The organism is Kumtagia sp. (assembly GCF_059502445.1).
The window spans coordinates 53,593-70,076 of the sequence record NZ_JCACER010000012.1 but is presented as its reverse complement, the minus strand read 5'-3'; the positions used below and the strand labels follow the sequence as shown (position 1 = coordinate 70,076).

The window sequence follows — 16,484 nt, the reverse complement described above, 5'->3', positions numbered from 1 at the left end:
CGACGAGGCAGCCGCGGCTGCGGCCGGCTATGGCTGGACTGAAGCCAGCGTGCCGTAGAGGTCGGGCCGCCGGTCGCGGAGATAGGGGTTGAGCTGCCGCGAGCGCTTGAGTGCCGCGCGATCGAGATCGGCGAAGACGAGCTCTTCGCCCCGGCCGGCGCGCGCCAGCTCCGAGCCGTCGGGTCCGACGACGCAGCTCAGGCCGCAATAGTCGAACGGCGCCTCGCGGCCGCAGCGGTTCGCATAGGCGACGAACATCTGGTTCTCGTAGGCGCGGGCCGGCACGATGGTGCGCGCCACCACGTCGAAAGGCTGCATCAGCGCCGTCGGCACGATCGCCAGGTCGGCGCCCCGCAGCGCGAGCGTCCGCACTGCTTCCGGGAATTCGACGTCGTAGCAGATCATCAGCCCTGCCTTCAGCCCGCCGATCTCGAAGACTCCGGGCGCGGCGGCTCCGGCTGAAAACTGGGCGCGGTCGACGTCGCCGAACAGATGCGTCTTGCGGTAGCTGGCGAGCACGGCGCCATCGGCCCCGATCGCCACCGCCGCGTTGTAGACCTGGGCCCCATCGCGCTCGGGGTATCCGAAGACGAGAGCGATGCCGGTCTCCGCTGCAATCCTCCGGGCCTCGGTGATCCCGGCGCCGCCGACCGGCTCGGCCAGCCGGCCGACGGCTTCGGCACCGATGGCGTAGCCGGTGAGGAAGAGTTCGGGCACGACCAGCAGATCCGCCCCGCCGGCGCGCGCCTCGCCGGCTGTGCGTGCCAGCACAGCGAGATTGCCCTGCGGCGTGTCGGCTTGTGCAGGTCCCTGGAAGCAGGCGATGCGCATGGTGGTGTCCCGCATGAAAAGCCGTAGCACTGTTGGCCGCGGCCGGCGGAAAGGCAATCGCAAACCACCGCAAGAATCCGCTTGTTCCTCTAGTTGCTAGAGGAATTATCCTGCCTCCGGATGATGAATCTGGAAGGCACAAAATGACTGAAGCGGTTGAACGGAGCCGATTCAAGGTCGCGGGCATGGACTGCGCCGGCTGCGCCAAAAAGATCGACACGGCGGCCCGGCGCGTCGACGGCGTCACCGACGTCTCGGTCTCGGTGACCGCGGGCACCATGACGGTCGAACACCGTCCCGACATCGACCTGCCGGGCCTCGCCAGACGTATCGAAGGGCTGGGCTACGGCGTTTCGGCCCTGTCGCTGCCGCCGCTCCCCGCGTCCGCTCAGCCGGAGGAAACGCATGGCGCCTGCTGCGGCCATGACCATAGCCATCATGGTCACCAGCCCCAGCACGGGAAGGACGCACAGCACGAGCGCGTCGCGGCTCCGGAGCCAGGCGCCATGGCCTGGCCGCATGCGCATGGCGGCGAGGAAGGCCCGTGGTGGAGGAGCGCCAAGGCGCGGCTGACGATCCTGTGCGGGCTGGCGCTCGCCGCCGCCTTCCTGCTCGCAAAACTCGTGCCGGAGACGGCATCCTGGGCCTTCGTCGCCGCCATGGCGGTGGGATTGGCGCCGATCGCCCGGCGCGCCGTCATGGCTGCCGTCAACGGCTCTCCCTTCACCATCGAGACGCTGATGACCATCGCCGCCGTCGGCGCCGCCGTCATCGGCGCGGCGGAAGAGGCGGCGGCGGTCGTGTTCCTCTTCCTCGTCGGCGAACTGCTGGAAGGCGTCGCCGCCGGCCGTGCCCGCGCCGGCATCAAGGCGCTCGCAAGGCTGGTCCCCAGGACCGCGCTGCTGGAAACCGGCAGCCGGACGGTGGAGGTGCCGGCGGAAACCCTCGAGGTCGGCGCCACCATCCTGGTGCGACCCGGCGACCGCATGCCGGCCGACGGCACGATCCTCACCGGCCAGGGCGCGCTCGACGAGTCGCCCGTCACTGGCGAGTCGGTACCGGTGCGCAAGGCGCCGGGCGACCCGGTCTTTGCCGGCACCATCAACCTGGATGCGGCGATCCGCGTGGAGGTCACGGCGGCCGCCGCCGACAACACCATCGCCCGCATCATCCGGCTGGTCGAGGAGGCGCAGGAATCGAAGGCGCCGACCGAACGCTTCATCGACCGTTTCTCGGCCTGGTACACGCCGGGCGTCATGGTGGTCGCCGCGCTGGTCGCCGTCGTGCCGCCGCTGGGCTTCGGTCAGGACTGGGCGGAATGGATCTACAAGGGTCTGGCGGTGCTGCTGATCGGCTGCCCCTGCGCGCTGGTCATCTCGACCCCGGCGGCGATCGCCGCGGGCCTGTCCGCCGGAGCCCGCCGAGGCCTGCTGATGAAGGGCGGCGCCGTGCTGGAGACGCTGGGAAAAATCACCATGGTCGCCTTCGACAAGACCGGTACCCTCACGGAGGGCAAGCCGAAAGTGACCGACATCGTCGCCGCCGGGCATTCCGAGGCCGAGACGCTGCGGCTTGCCGCCGGCCTGGAGGTCGGCTCCAGCCATCCGCTGGCGCAGGCGATCCTGGCCGAGGCGCGCCGGCGCGCCGTCGAGCCGAGCGCGGCGGCCGACGCCACCGCGATCGGCGGCGAAGGCGTGACCGGCACCGTCGGCGGAGTGGAACTCTTTCTCGGCTCGCCGCAGGCGGTCGAGAAGCGCTCAGGGCTGCCGCGGCAGCTTCGTGAAGCCATCAGCCGGCTGAACGACGAGGGCAAGTCGGTGTCGGTGCTGCTCGCCGACGGCGCCGTCGCCGGCGCCATCGCGATGCGCGACGAGCCGCGCGACGATGCCCGCCAGGGCATAGAAGCGCTCGGCCGGCTCGGCGTCGGCGCGCTCATGCTCACCGGCGACAACAGGCGCACCGCAGCGGCGATCGCCTCGGGCCTGGGGCTGGAGCCGCGCGCCGAGCTGCTGCCGCGGGACAAGCAGCGCATCGTCGGCGAGTTGCGCCGGGCCGGCGAGCGTGTCGCCAAGGTCGGCGACGGCATCAACGACGCGCCGGCGCTCGCCGCCGCCGATGTCGGCATCGCCATGGGCGGCGGCACCGACGTCGCGCTGGAGACGGCCGACGCCGCCATCCTGCACGGCCGGGTGACGGACGTCGCCGCCATGGTCGCCCTCTCCCGCGCGACGATGGCCAACATCCGCCAGAACATCGCCATCTCGCTCGGCCTGAAGGCGGTGTTCCTGGTCACCACCGTGATCGGCGTCACCGGCCTGTGGCCCGCCATCCTCGCCGACACCGGCGCCACCGTGATCGTCACCGCCAACGCCATGCGGCTGCTCGGCTGGCGGGGGCTGAGGTGAACGAGGTTGCTGCCCTCGACCTAGCCCTCCCCGTGAAGTCCGCTATAGCATCCACAGGTCTCGGATTGGGCGTCGCTCGCGCGCTGTCCAGACGCAGCCAAATCGTCACCGGCTCTGGTTTCGCCACCGTCGAGGCATGGATTCCCGACACTCTCCGCTCGCTTCGCTCGCTCACGAGGTCGGGAATGACGACATCCACTGATGCCGTCGATAATCACAGACGTTGGCCGCTTGGTGAAGCGGACCATGACTGCCGTCATTCCCGACCTCGTGAGCGAGCGAAGCGAGCGGAGAGTGTCGGGAATCCATGCCTCGACGGTGGCAAACCAGAGCCGGTCCAGAAATCCCGGACAACCACGCGAGGTAAGCCCCACCCGAAGATGAGTGAATTCGAATCCCATCGAACGGAGAGGGCAAGGGTGAGGGGCGGCGTACCGGCTGCCTCAAGCGATTGCCCGGATCGTCATGCGGACACATCTTGACGGCCACCCGCCGCCGCACCAATCTCTAGTCTCTAGAGCAATGGAGTTTTCGCCATGCTGACGATCGGCGATCTGTCCCGCGCCACCGGCGTCAAGATTCCGACCATCCGCTATTACGAGCAGATGGGGCTGATGACCGAGCCGGAACGCTCGGAGGGCAACCAGCGGCGCTACACCCGCACGGAGCGGGAGCGCCTGTCCTTCATAAAACATGCGCGCGAACTCGGGCTGACCATCGAGGCGATCCGCGAGCTGATCGATCTCAGCCGCCATCCCGAGCGGCCTTGCGGCGAGGCCGACCGCATCGCCGCCGAGCAGCTCGACGCCGTGCGCGAGAAGATCGCCAAACTGCGCCGGCTGGAGAACGAGCTGGAGCGCATCGCCACCCATTGCCGCGGCGACACCGTTCGCGACTGCTACGTCATCCGCGCGCTCGCCGACCACGATCTCTGCGGCAGCGAGCATTGACAGGCAGGCGGAACCACAGGGGACAGTTTATTTTGTTTCCGCCCGCGCCAGCCTCGAAGCGGCAGTGCCATTCTGCGGAAAAAAATAAACTGTCCCCGGCCCTTATCCGAGACTTGCCCGGCTCGGGCCAAGCTGAAGAAAACAACGGGCGTCGCTCAGGGGCAAAATTTTATCCCCTCCCTTTCAACTTCGCGCATACTCGCCGTGAAAGCCGCTTCCTGCGGGAATCTGGTGCGCACCGGGTATCAGGAGGGAGCGTCGGCGCCGGGTCGGTCGTGCAATCGGTAGCGCGGCTGGCGTGAGCTGGAGACCCGGGCCCCAGCCGCGAAGGTCGCGCGAATGCGGGTTAGCGGACGGGCAAGAACGCCGGCGGGGCGCGGGTCACCGCGCCACGTATTTACTTAGAGAGGCTCGGCCCCGCGCCCCGCTTCCCGCACTTTCCTTTCAATGGCCAGACTGCAAAGCAGGGCGTGGCGAGGATGACGCACGGCTGAAGGGCACAGTTTGTCGATATCAATCGTGCGAGCAGCCGAAATGCCGGGCCGCGACCTCGACATGGCTGTGCGGCCGGTTGGGCGTGTAGCGCTCGATGTCGGTGAGGTCGCCGGCCGCCTCGTTCGGCCACCAGACGCCGCGGGCGACGATGCCTTGCGAAACCAGCCGCTGCTCCGCCTCGAGCTTCGTCCCGACCGAATCCACGAAGGGGAAGCGGCCGGAATGCAGCTTCAGCACCGCCACGTCGGCCGGTCCGCCGACGGTCAGCCTGCCGAGGTCGGGGCGCGCGATCACCTCGGCCGGCCGCGCCGTCGCGGCGCGCAGCACCTCGGCCAGCGGCATGCCGAGCGCCATCAGCTTCGACATGCACACAAGAATGTCGAAGGCCGGCCCGTCGACGCAATAGAGATGCAGGTCGCTGCTGATCACGTCCGGCGTCAGGCCTTCCTTGAGCATGGCGCGCGCCACCTCGAAGTCGAACGAGCCCATGCCGTGGCCGATGTCGAAGATCACGCCGCGCTCGCGCGCCAGCCGCATGTCCGGCCGCACCGCCCCCGAGGCGAACACCGGCGCGTTGGGGAACGGCCGGAAGCAATGGGTGAGCACGTCGCCGCGGCGCAGGCGCGGCAGCACTTCGGAGCGGCCGGGCGGCGGCTCGTCGATATGCGCCATGACTGGCAGGCCGACCCGGTCGGCGGCTTCAAGCGCGAGATCGACCGGCGCGATGCCGCTGCTGCCGCTGGCATGCTTGCCCGCTCGCACCTTGACGCCGACGATGACTTCGCCGTGCTCGCGCACGCAGGCGACCGTCTCGCGCGGATCGCACAGCCTAAGATCCCCGCATTCGCCCACCATCACCGTCCTGGCGAAGCCGAAGATGCCGGCAAACGAGATGTTCACATAGGCGAGGATGCGGACTTTCGAGCGCTCCATGACATGGCGGCGGAAGCCGAGGAAATTGCCTGCGCCGGCGCTGCCTGCGTCGACGAAGGTCGTCGTCCCGCTCTTCGCCGCCAGGCGGTCCGCGTCGACGCCGAGCGAGGTGCCGCCCCAGTAGACATGGCTGTGCAGGTCGACCAGGCCCGGCGTGACCAGGCAGCCGGACGCGTCGATGACGTGGTCAGCGCGCTCGGCCGGAATGTCCGTTTCGATGGCGGCGATGCGGTCGCCGGCGATCGCTATGTCGCGCGGCGCATCCAGGCCGGACGCGGGGTCGACCACACGCCCGCCGCGCAGGAGCAGATCGTAGGGCATGGGCGCTGGGCCTCCGTTGCTGCCGTGGTCGCGCCGGCGTCAGGCCGGTCGATACGCGACGGCTTCGATTTCGATCTTGATGTCGATCATCAGCGGCGACTGGACCGTGGTCCGCGCCGGCGGATTTTTTGGAAAGTGCCGGGCATAGACGGCGTTGAAGGCGGCAAAATCCCGCTTGTCCTCGAGCCATACCGTCGTCTTCACCACGTCGTCCATGCCGCAACCGGCAAGCGCCAGCGCCGCCTTGACGTTCCGCAGCACCTGCTCTGCCTGCTCGTCGATCCCGCCCTCGACCACCTTGCCGTTGCCGTCGACCGGAACCTGGCCGGAAACATAGACAAAATCCCCTGCCCTCACCGCCGGCGACAGCGGCACATGCGAGGTTCCGAAACACTGCTTGGACAAGTCATCCTCCTGTTCGACCGGATGCGAGATGGCGACCGCCGGAGAAAGCCGGGCCACGTCCCGCCTGAACACCGGCTTGCGTTTAGCCGCTCCCGACGGCGTATTCCATGCCAGAATGGGGAGGGATCGTCATGCAAGCTTTGTTAGAAAGCAACATGTTTCTGAATTCCATGTTGCTTTATTACACAACCGCGAGCATCCTGCCGCCGGCCTGCGCGGCCGGCAGGCGGGCCACAAGGGAAGGAGTGCCGCATGATCGATTTCGGCGGCCGCAATGTGGTCGTCACCGGCGCCGGCGGCGGCTTGGGCAAGGCGCTTGTCGCGGTCCTGGCGGCCGGCGGAGCGCGGGTGGTGGCCTGCGACCTGGAAGGCATGGACCTCTCCGCCGAGGGGATCGCCGAGGCGCATCGTTTCGACCTGCTGGACGACCGCGCGCTGGCTGATTTCGCGGCGCGCGTGAGCGTTGGCGAGCCCCCCGCCGCTGTCATCTCCAATGCCGGCTGGACACGCGCCGAGACGCTGGAAGCGGTCACCGCCGAGGCGCTCGACCGCGAGATGAACTTGAATTTCCGCAGCGCCGCCCTTCTGTCGCAGGCGCTGCTGCCGTCGATGCGTAACCAGCCAGGTGGCGCCGCCTTCGTCTTCATCGCCTCGGTCAATGCGCAGGCGCATTTCGGCAACCCCGCCTATTCCGCCGCGAAGGCCGGGCTGATCGCCTGGATGCGCGCCATCGCCACCGAGGAAGGCCGCAACGGCATCCGCGCCAACGCCGTCGTCCCCGGCTCGATCCGCACCGGCGCCTGGGACCACCGCATAGCCGAGAACCCGCAAATCCTCGCCTCGGTAGGAAAACTCTACCCGCTCGGACGGCTGGTGGAGCCGGACGAGGTGGCGCGCGCCGCCGTCTTCCTGGCGTCGCCGGCCGCGAGCGGCATCACCGGCGTCGCATTGAACGTCGATGCCGGGCTGATGGCCGGCAACCTGCCATTCCTCGAGCAGATTTCGTAGCATGGTCGAGACGCTCTGTTCGGGACGGGAGACAAGGCGATGCGCGTAGAGGATCTGGACACGCCGGCGGTGGTGATCGACCGGCGCATTGCGGAAGCAAATCTGCGGCGGGCGCAGAGACGCGCCGATGCCCTGGGCGTGAGGCTGCGGCCGCACATCAAGACCCACAAGCTGCCGCTCTTCGCCATACGGCAGGTCGAACTCGGTGCGGCAGGCGTCACCTGCCAGAAGATCGGCGAGGCCGAGGTGATGGCGGATGCCGGGATCTCCGACATCTTCATCACCTTCAACATCGTCGGCCGGCAGAAGCTCGAGCGGCTGCTGGCGCTGCACCGCCGGGTGACGCTGTCGGTGGTCGCCGACAGCGCCGACACGGTGGAAGGTTATGGCGGCGTCTTCACCGATCCTTCGCGGCCGTTGACCGTGCTGGTCGAATGCGACACCGGCGGCGGGCGCTGCGGCGTGCAGTCGCCGGCGGATGCGTTGGCGCTGGCGCGGCGCATCGCCTCCCATCCCGGCCTGCGATTCGGCGGCCTGATGACCTACCCGCCGCGCGGCAAGGTGGCCGAGGTCGACGCCTGGCTTCACGATGCGCTGGCGCTGTTCCGGTCGGAGGGGATGGACGTGCCCCGGGTCTCAGTCGGCAATTCCCCGGATTTCTACGCCGACCAGGTCTTCACCGCCGCGACCGAGCTCCGGCCCGGCACCTACATCTATTCCGATCGCATGCAGGCGGCCTTCGGCCACGGCACGCTGGCCGATTGCGCGCTGACGGTGCTGGCCACCGTGGTCAGCCGGCCGACGCCGGACAGGGTCATCCTCGACGCCGGCTCGAAGGCGCTCGCCGCCGATCTCTCGCCGGCGCCGGGCCACGGCTACATCGTCGAATACCCGGAAGCCGTCATCACGACACTCAACGAGGAGCACGCCATCGCCGATTTTTCCGGCTGCGCGGCGCGGCCGGCGATCGGCGACAAGCTCAAAATCATCCCCAACCACGTCTGCGTCGTCTCCAACCTGTTCGACGCCGTGAACCTGGTGGAGGACGGCGAGGTCGTGGAGCAGTTGCCGGTGGCGGCGCGCGGCCGCATGGGCTGACGGCTTGATCGAGCGGAGAGCACGATGACCTTCGACAGCAACCCGTTTCCGGCCGGTGACCCGGACCGTCACGCGCTGTGGGAGATGCTGGTGCGGCGCGACATCGACGCTTTCCTGGCCGCCAACTGGTCGATGGTGGAGGAAGACTTCATCGCCGACAGTTTTTTCGGCATGCACGCGCATTTCCTCGACGACGCCGACGCCTGGCGCCTGCAATTCCCCACGCTGGAGGCCTATCGCGACGAATGGCTGCGGCAGGCCCGGGAAACGGCGGCGAGCGAGTTCGCCGAGCCGCTGCGCGACGCGCTGTTCCGCATCACCAACATGCGCGACATCGACGTCCAGGGCGACCGTGCCGTCCTGCACAAGAAGTTCAACGGCTCGGTCGCCAAACCCGGCGGCCAGGCCGACCGGCTCAACTGGCAGACGCTGTATTTCTGCCGCAGGGTCGACGGCCGCTGGGGGATCGCCGGCTTCGTCGGCTACATGCCGCACCCGCTGGGACGATAGGAGACACGCGGGCAAGGCGAAAAACGCGTCTGTCGAAGCGAAAAGCCGGTCAAATGCCGAACGGAACGCGTCGAAATCGACTGAAAATCAGGAGGTTCGGCCTGAAAATCAGGCGTTCTTTCGTCCATCTTCACCGCGACAGGATGTGGCTGTCGTAATCGGACACCAAAAGGTGCAGCGGCGGCTCGTCCTCCTCGATGTTGGAGAACCGGCCGATCGGCTGGGTGAAGATGTTGTCGGTGAGGTCGTCGTTGACCGTAGACACCTCGCCGATCAGCACGTCGCCGCCCTCGCCCCAGAAGGCGTGCCAGACGCCGGGCAGCAGCGTCACGCTCTCGCCGGGATCGAGCGTCAGCAGGCCGCCGGCCGGCAGCTTGCGCATCACCCCGTCCGTCGGCACCTCGACCTCCCGGTGGCGATCGACGCCGCCGTCCTCGGCGGGCATGAACAGCTCGAGCACCAGCCTGCCGCCGCCCCGGTTGATGATGTCCTCCGCCTTCACGACATGGCGGTGCATGGGCGAAAGCTGGTCCTTGCGCGAGATCATGATCTTCTCGGCGTAGAGCATGCCCGTGCCCTTCGCCAGATCCTCGGCGCGGCCGTTGCGCACCGTGAACAGGAACAGGCCGAGCTCGTCGAATTTCTCCTGGCCGTAGTCGGTGATATCCCAGCCGAGCCGCGCACCGATGATGCCTTCCGGCCGGCGCTCCCTGAGCTGTTCGGGCGTCCAGTAGGCGAAGGGCGGCATCACATAGCCGAAAGAGCGGATGAAGGCATCGCCTTCGCGGATGATCTCGTTGATACGCGAGCGCTTCATTCTGTCCTCCCGGATGCGCGAGACTAGGTCATGCCCCGGAATCGGCCGTCCCGCAAGACCGGGATTCGTGGTGGAGGCAGGTGGCCGCAGCTTCGGCAAGCCGGTTTCATTTTGCGGTTTTTTTGTGATTTCGGCGTTTGATGTCCGATTCGCGAGCAGTTAAATTAAATGCGAATCAGTCGGGCGCGGTGGCCGCAACACCAGCGTGCTCGACAGGCAAGCGGGTCTCCCAGGAGGCTCGGGGGCATGGGGTTCGGGGTGGGTTCGCCTTCCGTCCATCGGCGGAAGCGCGCTTCTCGTAACAAGTGATGCGTTTTCATGTCCGATCCCGGTCTCCGGGTCCGGGCAGTTGGGGCGATTCGGGCTTCTCGCGGGCGAAATGACGGGGCTTGGCTATCAGACTGCGTTTCCGGCGGCATCCGGGAAACCGCTTGCTTCGCGCGGCGACCTGACCGCGTTCCTGATGGCGTTGTGCCAGCGGATCGGAGCCGACAGCTACATGCTGGTTGCCGTGTTGCACGATCAGCACAGAAGCGACGTCCGCATCGTCGCCTCCAACTGGGTGTATGACGCGATCCAGGTCATCGGCCATCGCACCATAGCGGCGATCGCCGAAAGCAGCCTGGCGGCGCCGCCGGGCACACGCCCCCAAGCCGTCGTCCCGTCGCGGGCAATGGGGATTGCCGGGGTCCTGGACGGCGAGCAGTGCAGAATGCTCGACGTGCTCGGCCACGGCGAGATCTTCCCGCTCCGCCTCAATGTCGGCCGCCAGCAGCTCTACCTGCTGTTCTCGACCGAGGAAGCCGATCGCCTCGATCCTGCCGAATTGACGCGGGCGCAGATGCGCTGCTGCCACGCCCTGTCGCAGGTGCCGGACCTGCTCGCGGCCACCACCCAGCACGATCCGCTTTCCGACCGTGAGCGCGAGTGCCTGCACTGGGTCTCGGAGGGCAAGACGACCGACGAGGTGGCGGTCATCCTCGGCGTCTCGTCCAATACGGTGAACGGCTACGTGACCCACGCGATCCAGAAGTTCGCGGCCACCAACCGGGTCATGGCGGTCGCCACAGCCATACGGAGCGGCATCATTTGACGCGGTCGCTCGCACGCGCGCCTGTGGAGGAACACAGGAATCCCTTCGGCGCTGCCGGACCCGACAGCGAAGCCAAGCGCACGCCCACCATCGCGGACGTGATCGGCCACTGCCGCTGGATCGCGCTCGATATCAACGCCGCCGCCTTCAGCCTTTTCGTCGTCGGCCCGGCGGGCGAGCGCAACGGCCTGGTGCCCCTCCTCGATCCCGATCATCCTTCCGATTCCTCCGCAACCATCCGGATGTGGGACGGCATCAGCGAAGAGATCGTCCGGCATGCGCGCACGTCGGCGCTGCCGCTGTGGTGGGCCGCCGACGGCAGCGCGTCCGCCGACGCCTTCCTGCAGCTTCCGATGGCGAAGCGCCTGAACGGCCCCTCGCCTGCCGGCATCGCCTTCCCGGTGTCGGCCGATCGGGGCCGATGCGGGCTGGTGGCCTTCCTCGGATCCGAGATCGCGCTATCGGACGATCAATGCCTCGATGTACACGCGCGCTGCTACTCGCTGTTCGGAGCCGCGATGCGGATCAGGCCGGACAAATCGCGCAAGGCGCCAGCCGTCTCCAAGCGCGAGCTCGAATGCCTAAAGCTCAGCGCCAACGGAATGACCAGCGAGCAGATCGCGGCGTCGCTGAAGCTGTCGGTTCACACCGCGAACCAATACCTGACCAACTCGACGCAGAAGCTGAACGCCGCCAACCGCACGCATGCGGTCGCCAAGGCGCTCAAGCTCGGCCTGTTCGAATAGTACCGTCAGACCGCCGGCTCCGAGCGCCGGATGCGCGCCGCCTCGATCGCGGTGACCAGGAAGGCCGTATTTTTCTCCGGATCCGGGTCCGGATCGTCGAAAGCGACGTAGTTCACCTCCACCGACGCATCGGCGTCGCAGAGCGTCAGGGTGAAATAGACCGCAGCGCCGCGCGGCCTGAGTTCCAGGTCAAGCTCGATGCGCGGTATCGTCGACCAGTCGACATGGGCCTGGCCGCCATTGCCGAGCCGGAAGGTACGCGGCAGGAAGAACAGCTCCGCCGCGGAATCGACCAGGTCCGAAATACAGGCGAAGTGTTCGAGCCGGATGAAGGCGATGTAGTCGGCCACGTCGACCATCCGCAATTCGCGGACGATGTCCGCGATGGCCTCGGCGACGATGATCTCGCGGGACGATGCATGCGACTGTCGGATCATGGTACCTTTTTCGGAGCCTGCTTGGCGTAGACGATGCGGATCAACTCGGCGACCGCCTGGTAGAACTGCTGCGGTATCACGCTATCGATCGAAACTTGCTTGTACATGGAGCGGGCGAGCGCGACGTCTTCGAAGACGGGTATGTTGTTCTGGGCCGCGATCTCGCGGATCTTCAGCGCGATCAGGTCCTGTCCCTTGGCGAGCACCACCGGTGCCGAGTTCTCCTCGCGCACGTAGCGCAGCGCGATCGCATAGTGGGTCGGGTTGGCGATCACCAGCGTCGCGCTCGGCACCGAAATCATCATGCGCCGCCGCGCCCGGTCGCGCGCCAGCGAGCGCCGCCGCGACTTGACGATCGGGTCGCCTTCCGACTGCTTGTGCTCGTCCTTCACCTCCTGCCGCGTCATCCGCAGTTCCTGCCGCCAATGGAAGCGCGACCAGACGAGGTCGACCGCGGCGATCACGGCCATGACGGCGACGATGGCGACGACGATGTCGATGGCGATGCCGCGGATCACCAGGCCGAACGCCACCGGCTGCGTGATCATGCCCGACAGCAGCGTGACGACGTCGCCGCGCAGGATGAAGACCAGCACCAGCGTGACCAGCACCAGCTTGCCGAGCGACTTGGCGAATTCGACGAAGCCCTGGATGCCGAAGAGCCGTTTCCAGCCTTCGCTCAGCGATATCCGGGAGGCCTGCGGCCGGATGCGCTCGCCGACGAACTGCGGCAGGTTCTGCAGCGCGGAGGCGGCGAAGCCGGCGGCCATCAGCATCAGCACCAGCGCGACGATGGCCTTGCCGATCTCGATCAGCACCACGCCGTAGAGCGTCGCGACGTCCGCCGCCGTGTCGAGCGGCCATGCCTCCGGCCGTTCGAGGAACAGCGCCAGGAAGCTGCCGAGCTCGCCGGCCTTCTGCTGGGCGAAGAAGACGAAGAAGAAGAGGATGGCGAGGAAGGAGGCGAGCAGCGGGGTTTCGCGCGAGACCGGCAGCTTGCCCTTCTCGATCGTGTCGCGGATCTTCTTCTCGGTCGCTTCCTCTGTCTTGCTGTCCTTGTCGGCGGCCTCGGACATGACGGCTCAACCGACGATCAGGCCGCGGCCTGCATGGAGGGAAGCTCGATCACGCCGTCGCGCGACAGCCGCAGCGCCGTCGCCGCGACCGTCTTGCGGGCCCGCAGGATGTCCGCCGTCTGGATGCCTTCCGGTCCCTGGCTCAGCTCGGCCTCGATCATGCGGCGGGAGCGGGCGCCGATCGCCGAGAGCACGGCTTCCGCCAGATGCGGCGGCGCCTGCCGCAGGCAGAGCGTGACCAGCTCCGTCGACAGGCCGTCGAAAAGGGTGACGCGGGCCCGCTGCGCCAGCAACGGAATGTCCTCGAAGGAGAACAGACGGGCGCGCACCGCCTCCAGGTCGGGCGTGCCCGCCGCCTCCAGATCCTGCATCACCTCGTCGAGCTGGGGCTTGTCCATCTCGTTGAGCAGGTTGGCGACCCGGCTCTGGCCGGCGGAGGTATCCTTGACGTTGCTTTCGCCGAGCACGCGGCTGCGCAACTGCGTCTCGATGAGGCGTGTCGCCGCCTCGGGAATGTTGGAGATCGACATCATGCGCTTGACGACCTCGCCGCGCAGCGGCTTGTCGAGAGCGAGCAGCGCGTTGGCGGCCGTCCCCGGCGCCACCTTCGACAGGATCAGGGCCGAGGTCTGTGAATGCTCGCCCGCGAGGAACGCGGCGATGCGCGCGGGCTCGAGCTTGTCTAGCTCGCTCCAGACCGGAGGCGGCTGATTCGCCGCCGTCTTGCCCTGCCCCATGATCGCCTGCACCTCCTCCGGCGACAGCGTATCGTTGAGGATGTCGTCGATCTGGTCGGCCGAATCGAGCTGGCCGGCACCCTCCATGAACTCGGCCTCGAACTCCGCGACGATGCGCTCGAGCTCGCCTTGAGGGATAGTCTTGAGAAGCCGGGCGCCTTCGATCAGCGCCTTGAGTTCTTCCTGCTTGAAGAATTTCAGCAGGCGGCTGGCCGACGGCTTGCCCATGGCGACGAGGATGGCCGCGGCCTTCTGCGCGCGTGTGAGATTGAGCGAGGTCATGGCGATGCTGGCTCCGAACTCACACTGAGCCCGTGGCGATGATCTCGGTCAGGCGGATGCCGAACCGCGACGGGTCGCTGTCGAGCACGGTGATCTCGCCGCGGGCGATGCGGCGGCCGTTGACGGTGACGTCGACCGGCTCGCCGACGCGCCGGTTAAGCGCGACCGTCGAGCCCTTCTGCAAGGCCATCAGCTCCGACACCGCCATGTCGGTGCTGCCGAGCACGATCTGCACCTCGACCGGGATGTTCATGATGATGCCGGCGTTGGGCGCGGCGGCGGGCCGCTGGGCACCCGCATCCTCGTTGAGAACGCCGCGCAGTTCCTCGATCGCGCGGTTGAGCTGCTCCTCGCCCTGGTCCTGCACCGCCGCCTTGCCGCCGTCGCTCATCGAAGCCTCCTTCACTACCCCTGCTCAGCCCTGCGCCAGTCCGTCGATGAGATCCTGCCGGACATCGAATGCCTGCCGGACCCGCACGGTGTAGTTCTGGCCGAGCTTGCCGAACTCGCATACGAAAAGAGTCTTGTGCCGGGCTGACAGCTTTGCCGCATGATGGGCGTCGTCGCCGAGTTCGATCACCTGGCCCGGGCGCAGGCAGGCGACCTCGGCAAGCGTCATGCGGGCGAGCGGCATGGTCGCTTCCAGCGTCACGGAGGAGCGCATGATCTCCTCGCCGAAGCGCTCGCCCCAATCGCGCTCGCTTCCGGCAGCCTGGCCGGGCGCCACGGGACCGCCGCGATGCTTGAGCAGGACCCGCTGCGGCATGAACAGCGAGATGCGGCCCGAACTGGGACCGGCGGCCACCGCGAGGTCGATGCGGACCGCCGGACCGTCGCGCATGACGCGGGCGTCGAGATCGGCCCCGGCGAAGGCCGCGGGCACCGGCAGCTTGAGGCCGAAGGCGCGCGGACCGGACCCGTTGACGGCCTTCGCCACCTCCTCGAACGTCATCGTCGCCACCTCGATCTCGGTCGGCGACAGCGGCCGCTCGATCGGCGCGACGGGAATATCCGGATCGCCGCCGAACAGCGCCGACACCAGGATCGCGATCGCACGCGAATCGGCGACGAGCACCAGGGCGTCGGGCGAGCTCGGCGAGGCGACGACCGTCATCGCGCCGTTGTCCTCCTGCGCAGGCCGCGCCGCCGTGAGGCGCGTCACGTCCACGCTGCCGATCTCGACGCTCACCGGCGCCGACAGGCTGCCTGCCAATCCCTTGCGGATTCCCGGCAGCACCCGCTCGGCGAGCGCCCGCGCCGTGGTGATGACGTGACCCGTCTCGCCGGTGGCGCCGACGAGCCGCTCGACGATATAGGCGCGCATGTCGGCGGGGTTGAGGGAGCCGGTCATCTGCGTTCCGCCTGCGCCGGCATCGCTCAGGCGGCCTTCTTGGTCATGTCGATGGCGCCCGTGTTCAGCGTGCTCTGCTCGACCGCGTCGATCGAAGGCCGGTCGTAGGACGAGATGGTCTTGCGGCCGAACTCGATGGCGACCTGCGGCAGCGAGCCGTTCATGTAGGCGAGCAGCGTCTGCTTGACGATGATGTAGAGGCGGTTGTTCTTCTCGCGCACGATCTTGATCTTGGTGGCGATCGGCCCGACCACCGCATAGGAGAGGAAGATGCCGAGGAAGGTGCCGACCAGTGCGGCGCCGATCAACGCGCCGAGGATTTCCGGCGACTGGTCGAGCGCGCCCATCGCCTTGACCACCCCCAGCACCGCCGCGACGATGCCCAGCGCCGGCAGGCCGTCGCCGATCTGCACCATGGCGTGATAGGATTTCAGCTTGTCGGAGCGGATCGTCTGGATCTCCTCGTCCATCAGCGCCTCGATCTCGTGCGAGCGGGCATTGCCGATGATGATCAGCCGGCAGTAGTCGCAGATGAAATGCGTGAGGTCGTAGCGCTTCAGCACCGAGGGGAAGGCCTGGAAGATCGCGGAGTTGTCGGGATCATCGATATGCGCCTCGACCTCGCTGCGCGATTTCGTGCGCAGCTCACGCATCAGGCTGTGCAGCACGCCCAGCGTCTCGAGATAATCCTTCTCCTTCGGTACGGCCTGCTTGAAGGCCTCCAGCATGGCCGTGCCGGTGTCCTTGACCGTCGACATCGGGTTGGCGACCAGGAAGGTGCCGACCGCCGCGCCGCCGATGATGACGAGCTCCCAGGGCTGCATCAGGACGTCGATATGGCCGCCCATGGCCATGAAGCCGCCGAGGACGCAACCCAGCGTCACCACCAATCCGATCAGAATGCCCACGCGAAAACCCTTCGCATCATGATGCCAGCCTCTAGGGCTAGCCGACCTGCCTTGCGTGAGGCTTGAAAGCGCGGCGCGATT

General features: G+C 67.6%; 17 protein-coding genes. 7 read left to right on the top strand and 10 right to left on the bottom strand.

Annotated elements, in window-relative coordinates:
* Positions 1 to 27: 27 nt before the first annotated feature.
* Positions 28 to 831: a carbon-nitrogen hydrolase family protein gene (locus tag AC5JDC_RS05925; protein WP_495839985.1), complete on the bottom strand. Its 804-nt coding sequence runs from the start codon at positions 829 to 831 to the stop codon at positions 28 to 30.
* Between the two features lie 143 nt (positions 832 to 974).
* Here AC5JDC_RS05925 and AC5JDC_RS05920 point away from each other — a divergent pair, with 143 nt between their 5' ends.
* A complete protein-coding gene (locus tag AC5JDC_RS05920) occupies positions 975 to 3,236 on the top strand; it encodes a heavy metal translocating P-type ATPase (RefSeq protein ID WP_495839983.1) in 2,262 nt (753 codons plus the stop codon).
* 536 nt (positions 3,237 to 3,772) lie between these two features.
* Positions 3,773 to 4,186: a MerR family transcriptional regulator gene (locus tag AC5JDC_RS05915; RefSeq protein ID WP_495839981.1), complete on the top strand. Its 414-nt coding sequence runs from the start codon at positions 3,773 to 3,775 to the stop codon at positions 4,184 to 4,186.
* Positions 4,187 to 4,699: 513 nt separating this feature from the next.
* Here AC5JDC_RS05915 and AC5JDC_RS05910 read toward each other — a convergent pair.
* Together AC5JDC_RS05910 and AC5JDC_RS05905 are read right to left on the bottom strand one after the other, a co-directional pair.
* Positions 4,700 to 5,935, bottom strand: a complete 1,236-nt coding sequence (locus AC5JDC_RS05910) for an amidohydrolase/deacetylase family metallohydrolase (RefSeq protein WP_495839979.1) — start codon at positions 5,933 to 5,935, stop codon at positions 4,700 to 4,702.
* Positions 5,936 to 5,974: 39 nt separating this feature from the next.
* Positions 5,975 to 6,340, bottom strand: coding sequence for a RidA family protein (locus AC5JDC_RS05905; protein ID WP_495839977.1), 366 nt, complete (start codon positions 6,338 to 6,340; stop codon positions 5,975 to 5,977).
* A gap of 252 nt (positions 6,341 to 6,592) precedes the next feature.
* Between AC5JDC_RS05905 and AC5JDC_RS05900 the strand changes: the two genes are divergently transcribed.
* The 3 genes from AC5JDC_RS05900 to AC5JDC_RS05890 are packed head-to-tail and all read left to right on the top strand — an operon-like array spanning position 6,593 to position 8,956.
* Complete coding sequence (locus tag AC5JDC_RS05900) at positions 6,593 to 7,348, top strand: SDR family oxidoreductase (RefSeq protein WP_495839975.1); 756 nt, start codon at positions 6,593 to 6,595, stop codon at positions 7,346 to 7,348.
* A 39-nt stretch (positions 7,349 to 7,387) separates the two neighbouring features.
* The gene (locus AC5JDC_RS05895; protein ID WP_495839973.1) at positions 7,388 to 8,446 is read left to right on the top strand and encodes a D-TA family PLP-dependent enzyme; all 1,059 of its coding nucleotides are present in this window, start codon (positions 7,388 to 7,390) and stop codon (positions 8,444 to 8,446) included.
* Positions 8,447 to 8,470: 24 nt separating this feature from the next.
* Positions 8,471 to 8,956 (top strand): hypothetical protein, encoded by a 486-nt coding sequence (locus tag AC5JDC_RS05890; RefSeq protein WP_495839972.1) that lies wholly within the window; start codon positions 8,471 to 8,473, stop codon positions 8,954 to 8,956.
* 130 nt (positions 8,957 to 9,086) lie between these two features.
* On the opposite strand, the gene AC5JDC_RS05885 is transcribed toward AC5JDC_RS05890, so the two are convergent.
* Positions 9,087 to 9,773: a D-lyxose/D-mannose family sugar isomerase gene (locus AC5JDC_RS05885; RefSeq protein WP_495839970.1), complete on the bottom strand. Its 687-nt coding sequence runs from the start codon at positions 9,771 to 9,773 to the stop codon at positions 9,087 to 9,089.
* Positions 9,774 to 10,152: 379 nt separating this feature from the next.
* On the opposite strand from AC5JDC_RS05885, the gene AC5JDC_RS05880 reads away from it, so the two are divergent.
* A complete protein-coding gene (locus AC5JDC_RS05880) occupies positions 10,153 to 10,866 on the top strand; it encodes a helix-turn-helix transcriptional regulator (protein ID WP_495839968.1) in 714 nt (237 codons plus the stop codon).
* Positions 10,863 to 11,612 (top strand): helix-turn-helix transcriptional regulator, encoded by a 750-nt coding sequence (locus tag AC5JDC_RS05875; protein WP_495839966.1) that lies wholly within the window; start codon positions 10,863 to 10,865, stop codon positions 11,610 to 11,612. Before AC5JDC_RS05880 ends, AC5JDC_RS05875 begins: the two co-directional genes overlap by 4 nt.
* A 5-nt stretch (positions 11,613 to 11,617) precedes the next feature.
* Here AC5JDC_RS05875 and AC5JDC_RS05870 read toward each other — a convergent pair whose 3' ends face one another.
* The 6 genes from AC5JDC_RS05870 to motA are packed head-to-tail and all read right to left on the bottom strand — an operon-like array spanning position 11,618 to position 16,403.
* Positions 11,618 to 12,049 carry a BspJ family T4SS effector nucleomodulin gene (locus AC5JDC_RS05870; RefSeq protein ID WP_106771381.1) on the bottom strand — a complete coding sequence of 144 codons (432 nt, stop codon included), beginning with the start codon at positions 12,047 to 12,049 and terminating at the stop codon, positions 11,618 to 11,620.
* The gene (flhB, locus tag AC5JDC_RS05865) at positions 12,046 to 13,125 is read right to left on the bottom strand and encodes a flagellar biosynthesis protein FlhB (RefSeq protein WP_495839964.1); all 1,080 of its coding nucleotides are present in this window, start codon (positions 13,123 to 13,125) and stop codon (positions 12,046 to 12,048) included. Before flhB ends, AC5JDC_RS05870 begins: the two co-directional genes overlap by 4 nt.
* Before the next feature lie 17 nt (positions 13,126 to 13,142).
* On the bottom strand, positions 13,143 to 14,144 hold the full coding sequence (locus tag AC5JDC_RS05860) for a flagellar motor switch protein FliG (protein ID WP_106771383.1): 1,002 nt from the start codon (positions 14,142 to 14,144) through the stop codon (positions 13,143 to 13,145).
* Between the two features lie 19 nt (positions 14,145 to 14,163).
* Entirely contained in the window at positions 14,164 to 14,535 is a 372-nt protein-coding gene (gene fliN, locus AC5JDC_RS05855) for a flagellar motor switch protein FliN (protein ID WP_106771384.1), read from the bottom strand.
* Between the two features lie 24 nt (positions 14,536 to 14,559).
* Positions 14,560 to 15,495, bottom strand: coding sequence for a FliM/FliN family flagellar motor switch protein (locus AC5JDC_RS05850; RefSeq protein WP_495839961.1), 936 nt, complete (start codon positions 15,493 to 15,495; stop codon positions 14,560 to 14,562).
* A gap of 26 nt (positions 15,496 to 15,521) precedes the next feature.
* Positions 15,522 to 16,403 (bottom strand): flagellar motor stator protein MotA, encoded by an 882-nt coding sequence (gene motA, locus AC5JDC_RS05845; protein ID WP_106771386.1) that lies wholly within the window; start codon positions 16,401 to 16,403, stop codon positions 15,522 to 15,524.
* Positions 16,404 to 16,484: the final 81 nt, after the last annotated feature.

Excerpts from the sequence above, each read along its gene's own strand:
- AC5JDC_RS05910 (WP_495839979.1), bottom strand. The coding sequence starts at position 5,935 with ATGCCCTACGATCTGCTCCTGCGCGGCGGGCGTGTGGTCGACCCCGCG.
- AC5JDC_RS05900 (WP_495839975.1), top strand. The coding sequence starts at position 6,593 with ATGATCGATTTCGGCGGCCGCAATGTGGTCGTCACCGGCGCCGGCGGC.
- AC5JDC_RS05890 (WP_495839972.1), top strand. The coding sequence starts at position 8,471 with ATGACCTTCGACAGCAACCCGTTTCCGGCCGGTGACCCGGACCGTCAC.
- AC5JDC_RS05885 (WP_495839970.1), bottom strand. The coding sequence starts at position 9,773 with ATGAAGCGCTCGCGTATCAACGAGATCATCCGCGAAGGCGATGCCTTC.
- AC5JDC_RS05920 (WP_495839983.1), top strand. The coding sequence starts at position 975 with ATGACTGAAGCGGTTGAACGGAGCCGATTCAAGGTCGCGGGCATGGAC.
- AC5JDC_RS05880 (WP_495839968.1), top strand. The coding sequence starts at position 10,153 with ATGACGGGGCTTGGCTATCAGACTGCGTTTCCGGCGGCATCCGGGAAA.
- fliN (WP_106771384.1), bottom strand. The coding sequence starts at position 14,535 with ATGAGCGACGGCGGCAAGGCGGCGGTGCAGGACCAGGGCGAGGAGCAG.
- AC5JDC_RS05850 (WP_495839961.1), bottom strand. The coding sequence starts at position 15,495 with ATGACCGGCTCCCTCAACCCCGCCGACATGCGCGCCTATATCGTCGAG.
- AC5JDC_RS05895 (WP_495839973.1), top strand. The coding sequence starts at position 7,388 with ATGCGCGTAGAGGATCTGGACACGCCGGCGGTGGTGATCGACCGGCGC.
- AC5JDC_RS05915 (WP_495839981.1), top strand. The coding sequence starts at position 3,773 with ATGCTGACGATCGGCGATCTGTCCCGCGCCACCGGCGTCAAGATTCCG.
- AC5JDC_RS05860 (WP_106771383.1), bottom strand. The coding sequence starts at position 14,144 with ATGACCTCGCTCAATCTCACACGCGCGCAGAAGGCCGCGGCCATCCTC.
- AC5JDC_RS05925 (WP_495839985.1), bottom strand. The coding sequence starts at position 831 with ATGCGCATCGCCTGCTTCCAGGGACCTGCACAAGCCGACACGCCGCAG.
- AC5JDC_RS05870 (WP_106771381.1), bottom strand. The coding sequence starts at position 12,049 with ATGATCCGACAGTCGCATGCATCGTCCCGCGAGATCATCGTCGCCGAG.
- flhB (WP_495839964.1), bottom strand. The coding sequence starts at position 13,125 with ATGTCCGAGGCCGCCGACAAGGACAGCAAGACAGAGGAAGCGACCGAG.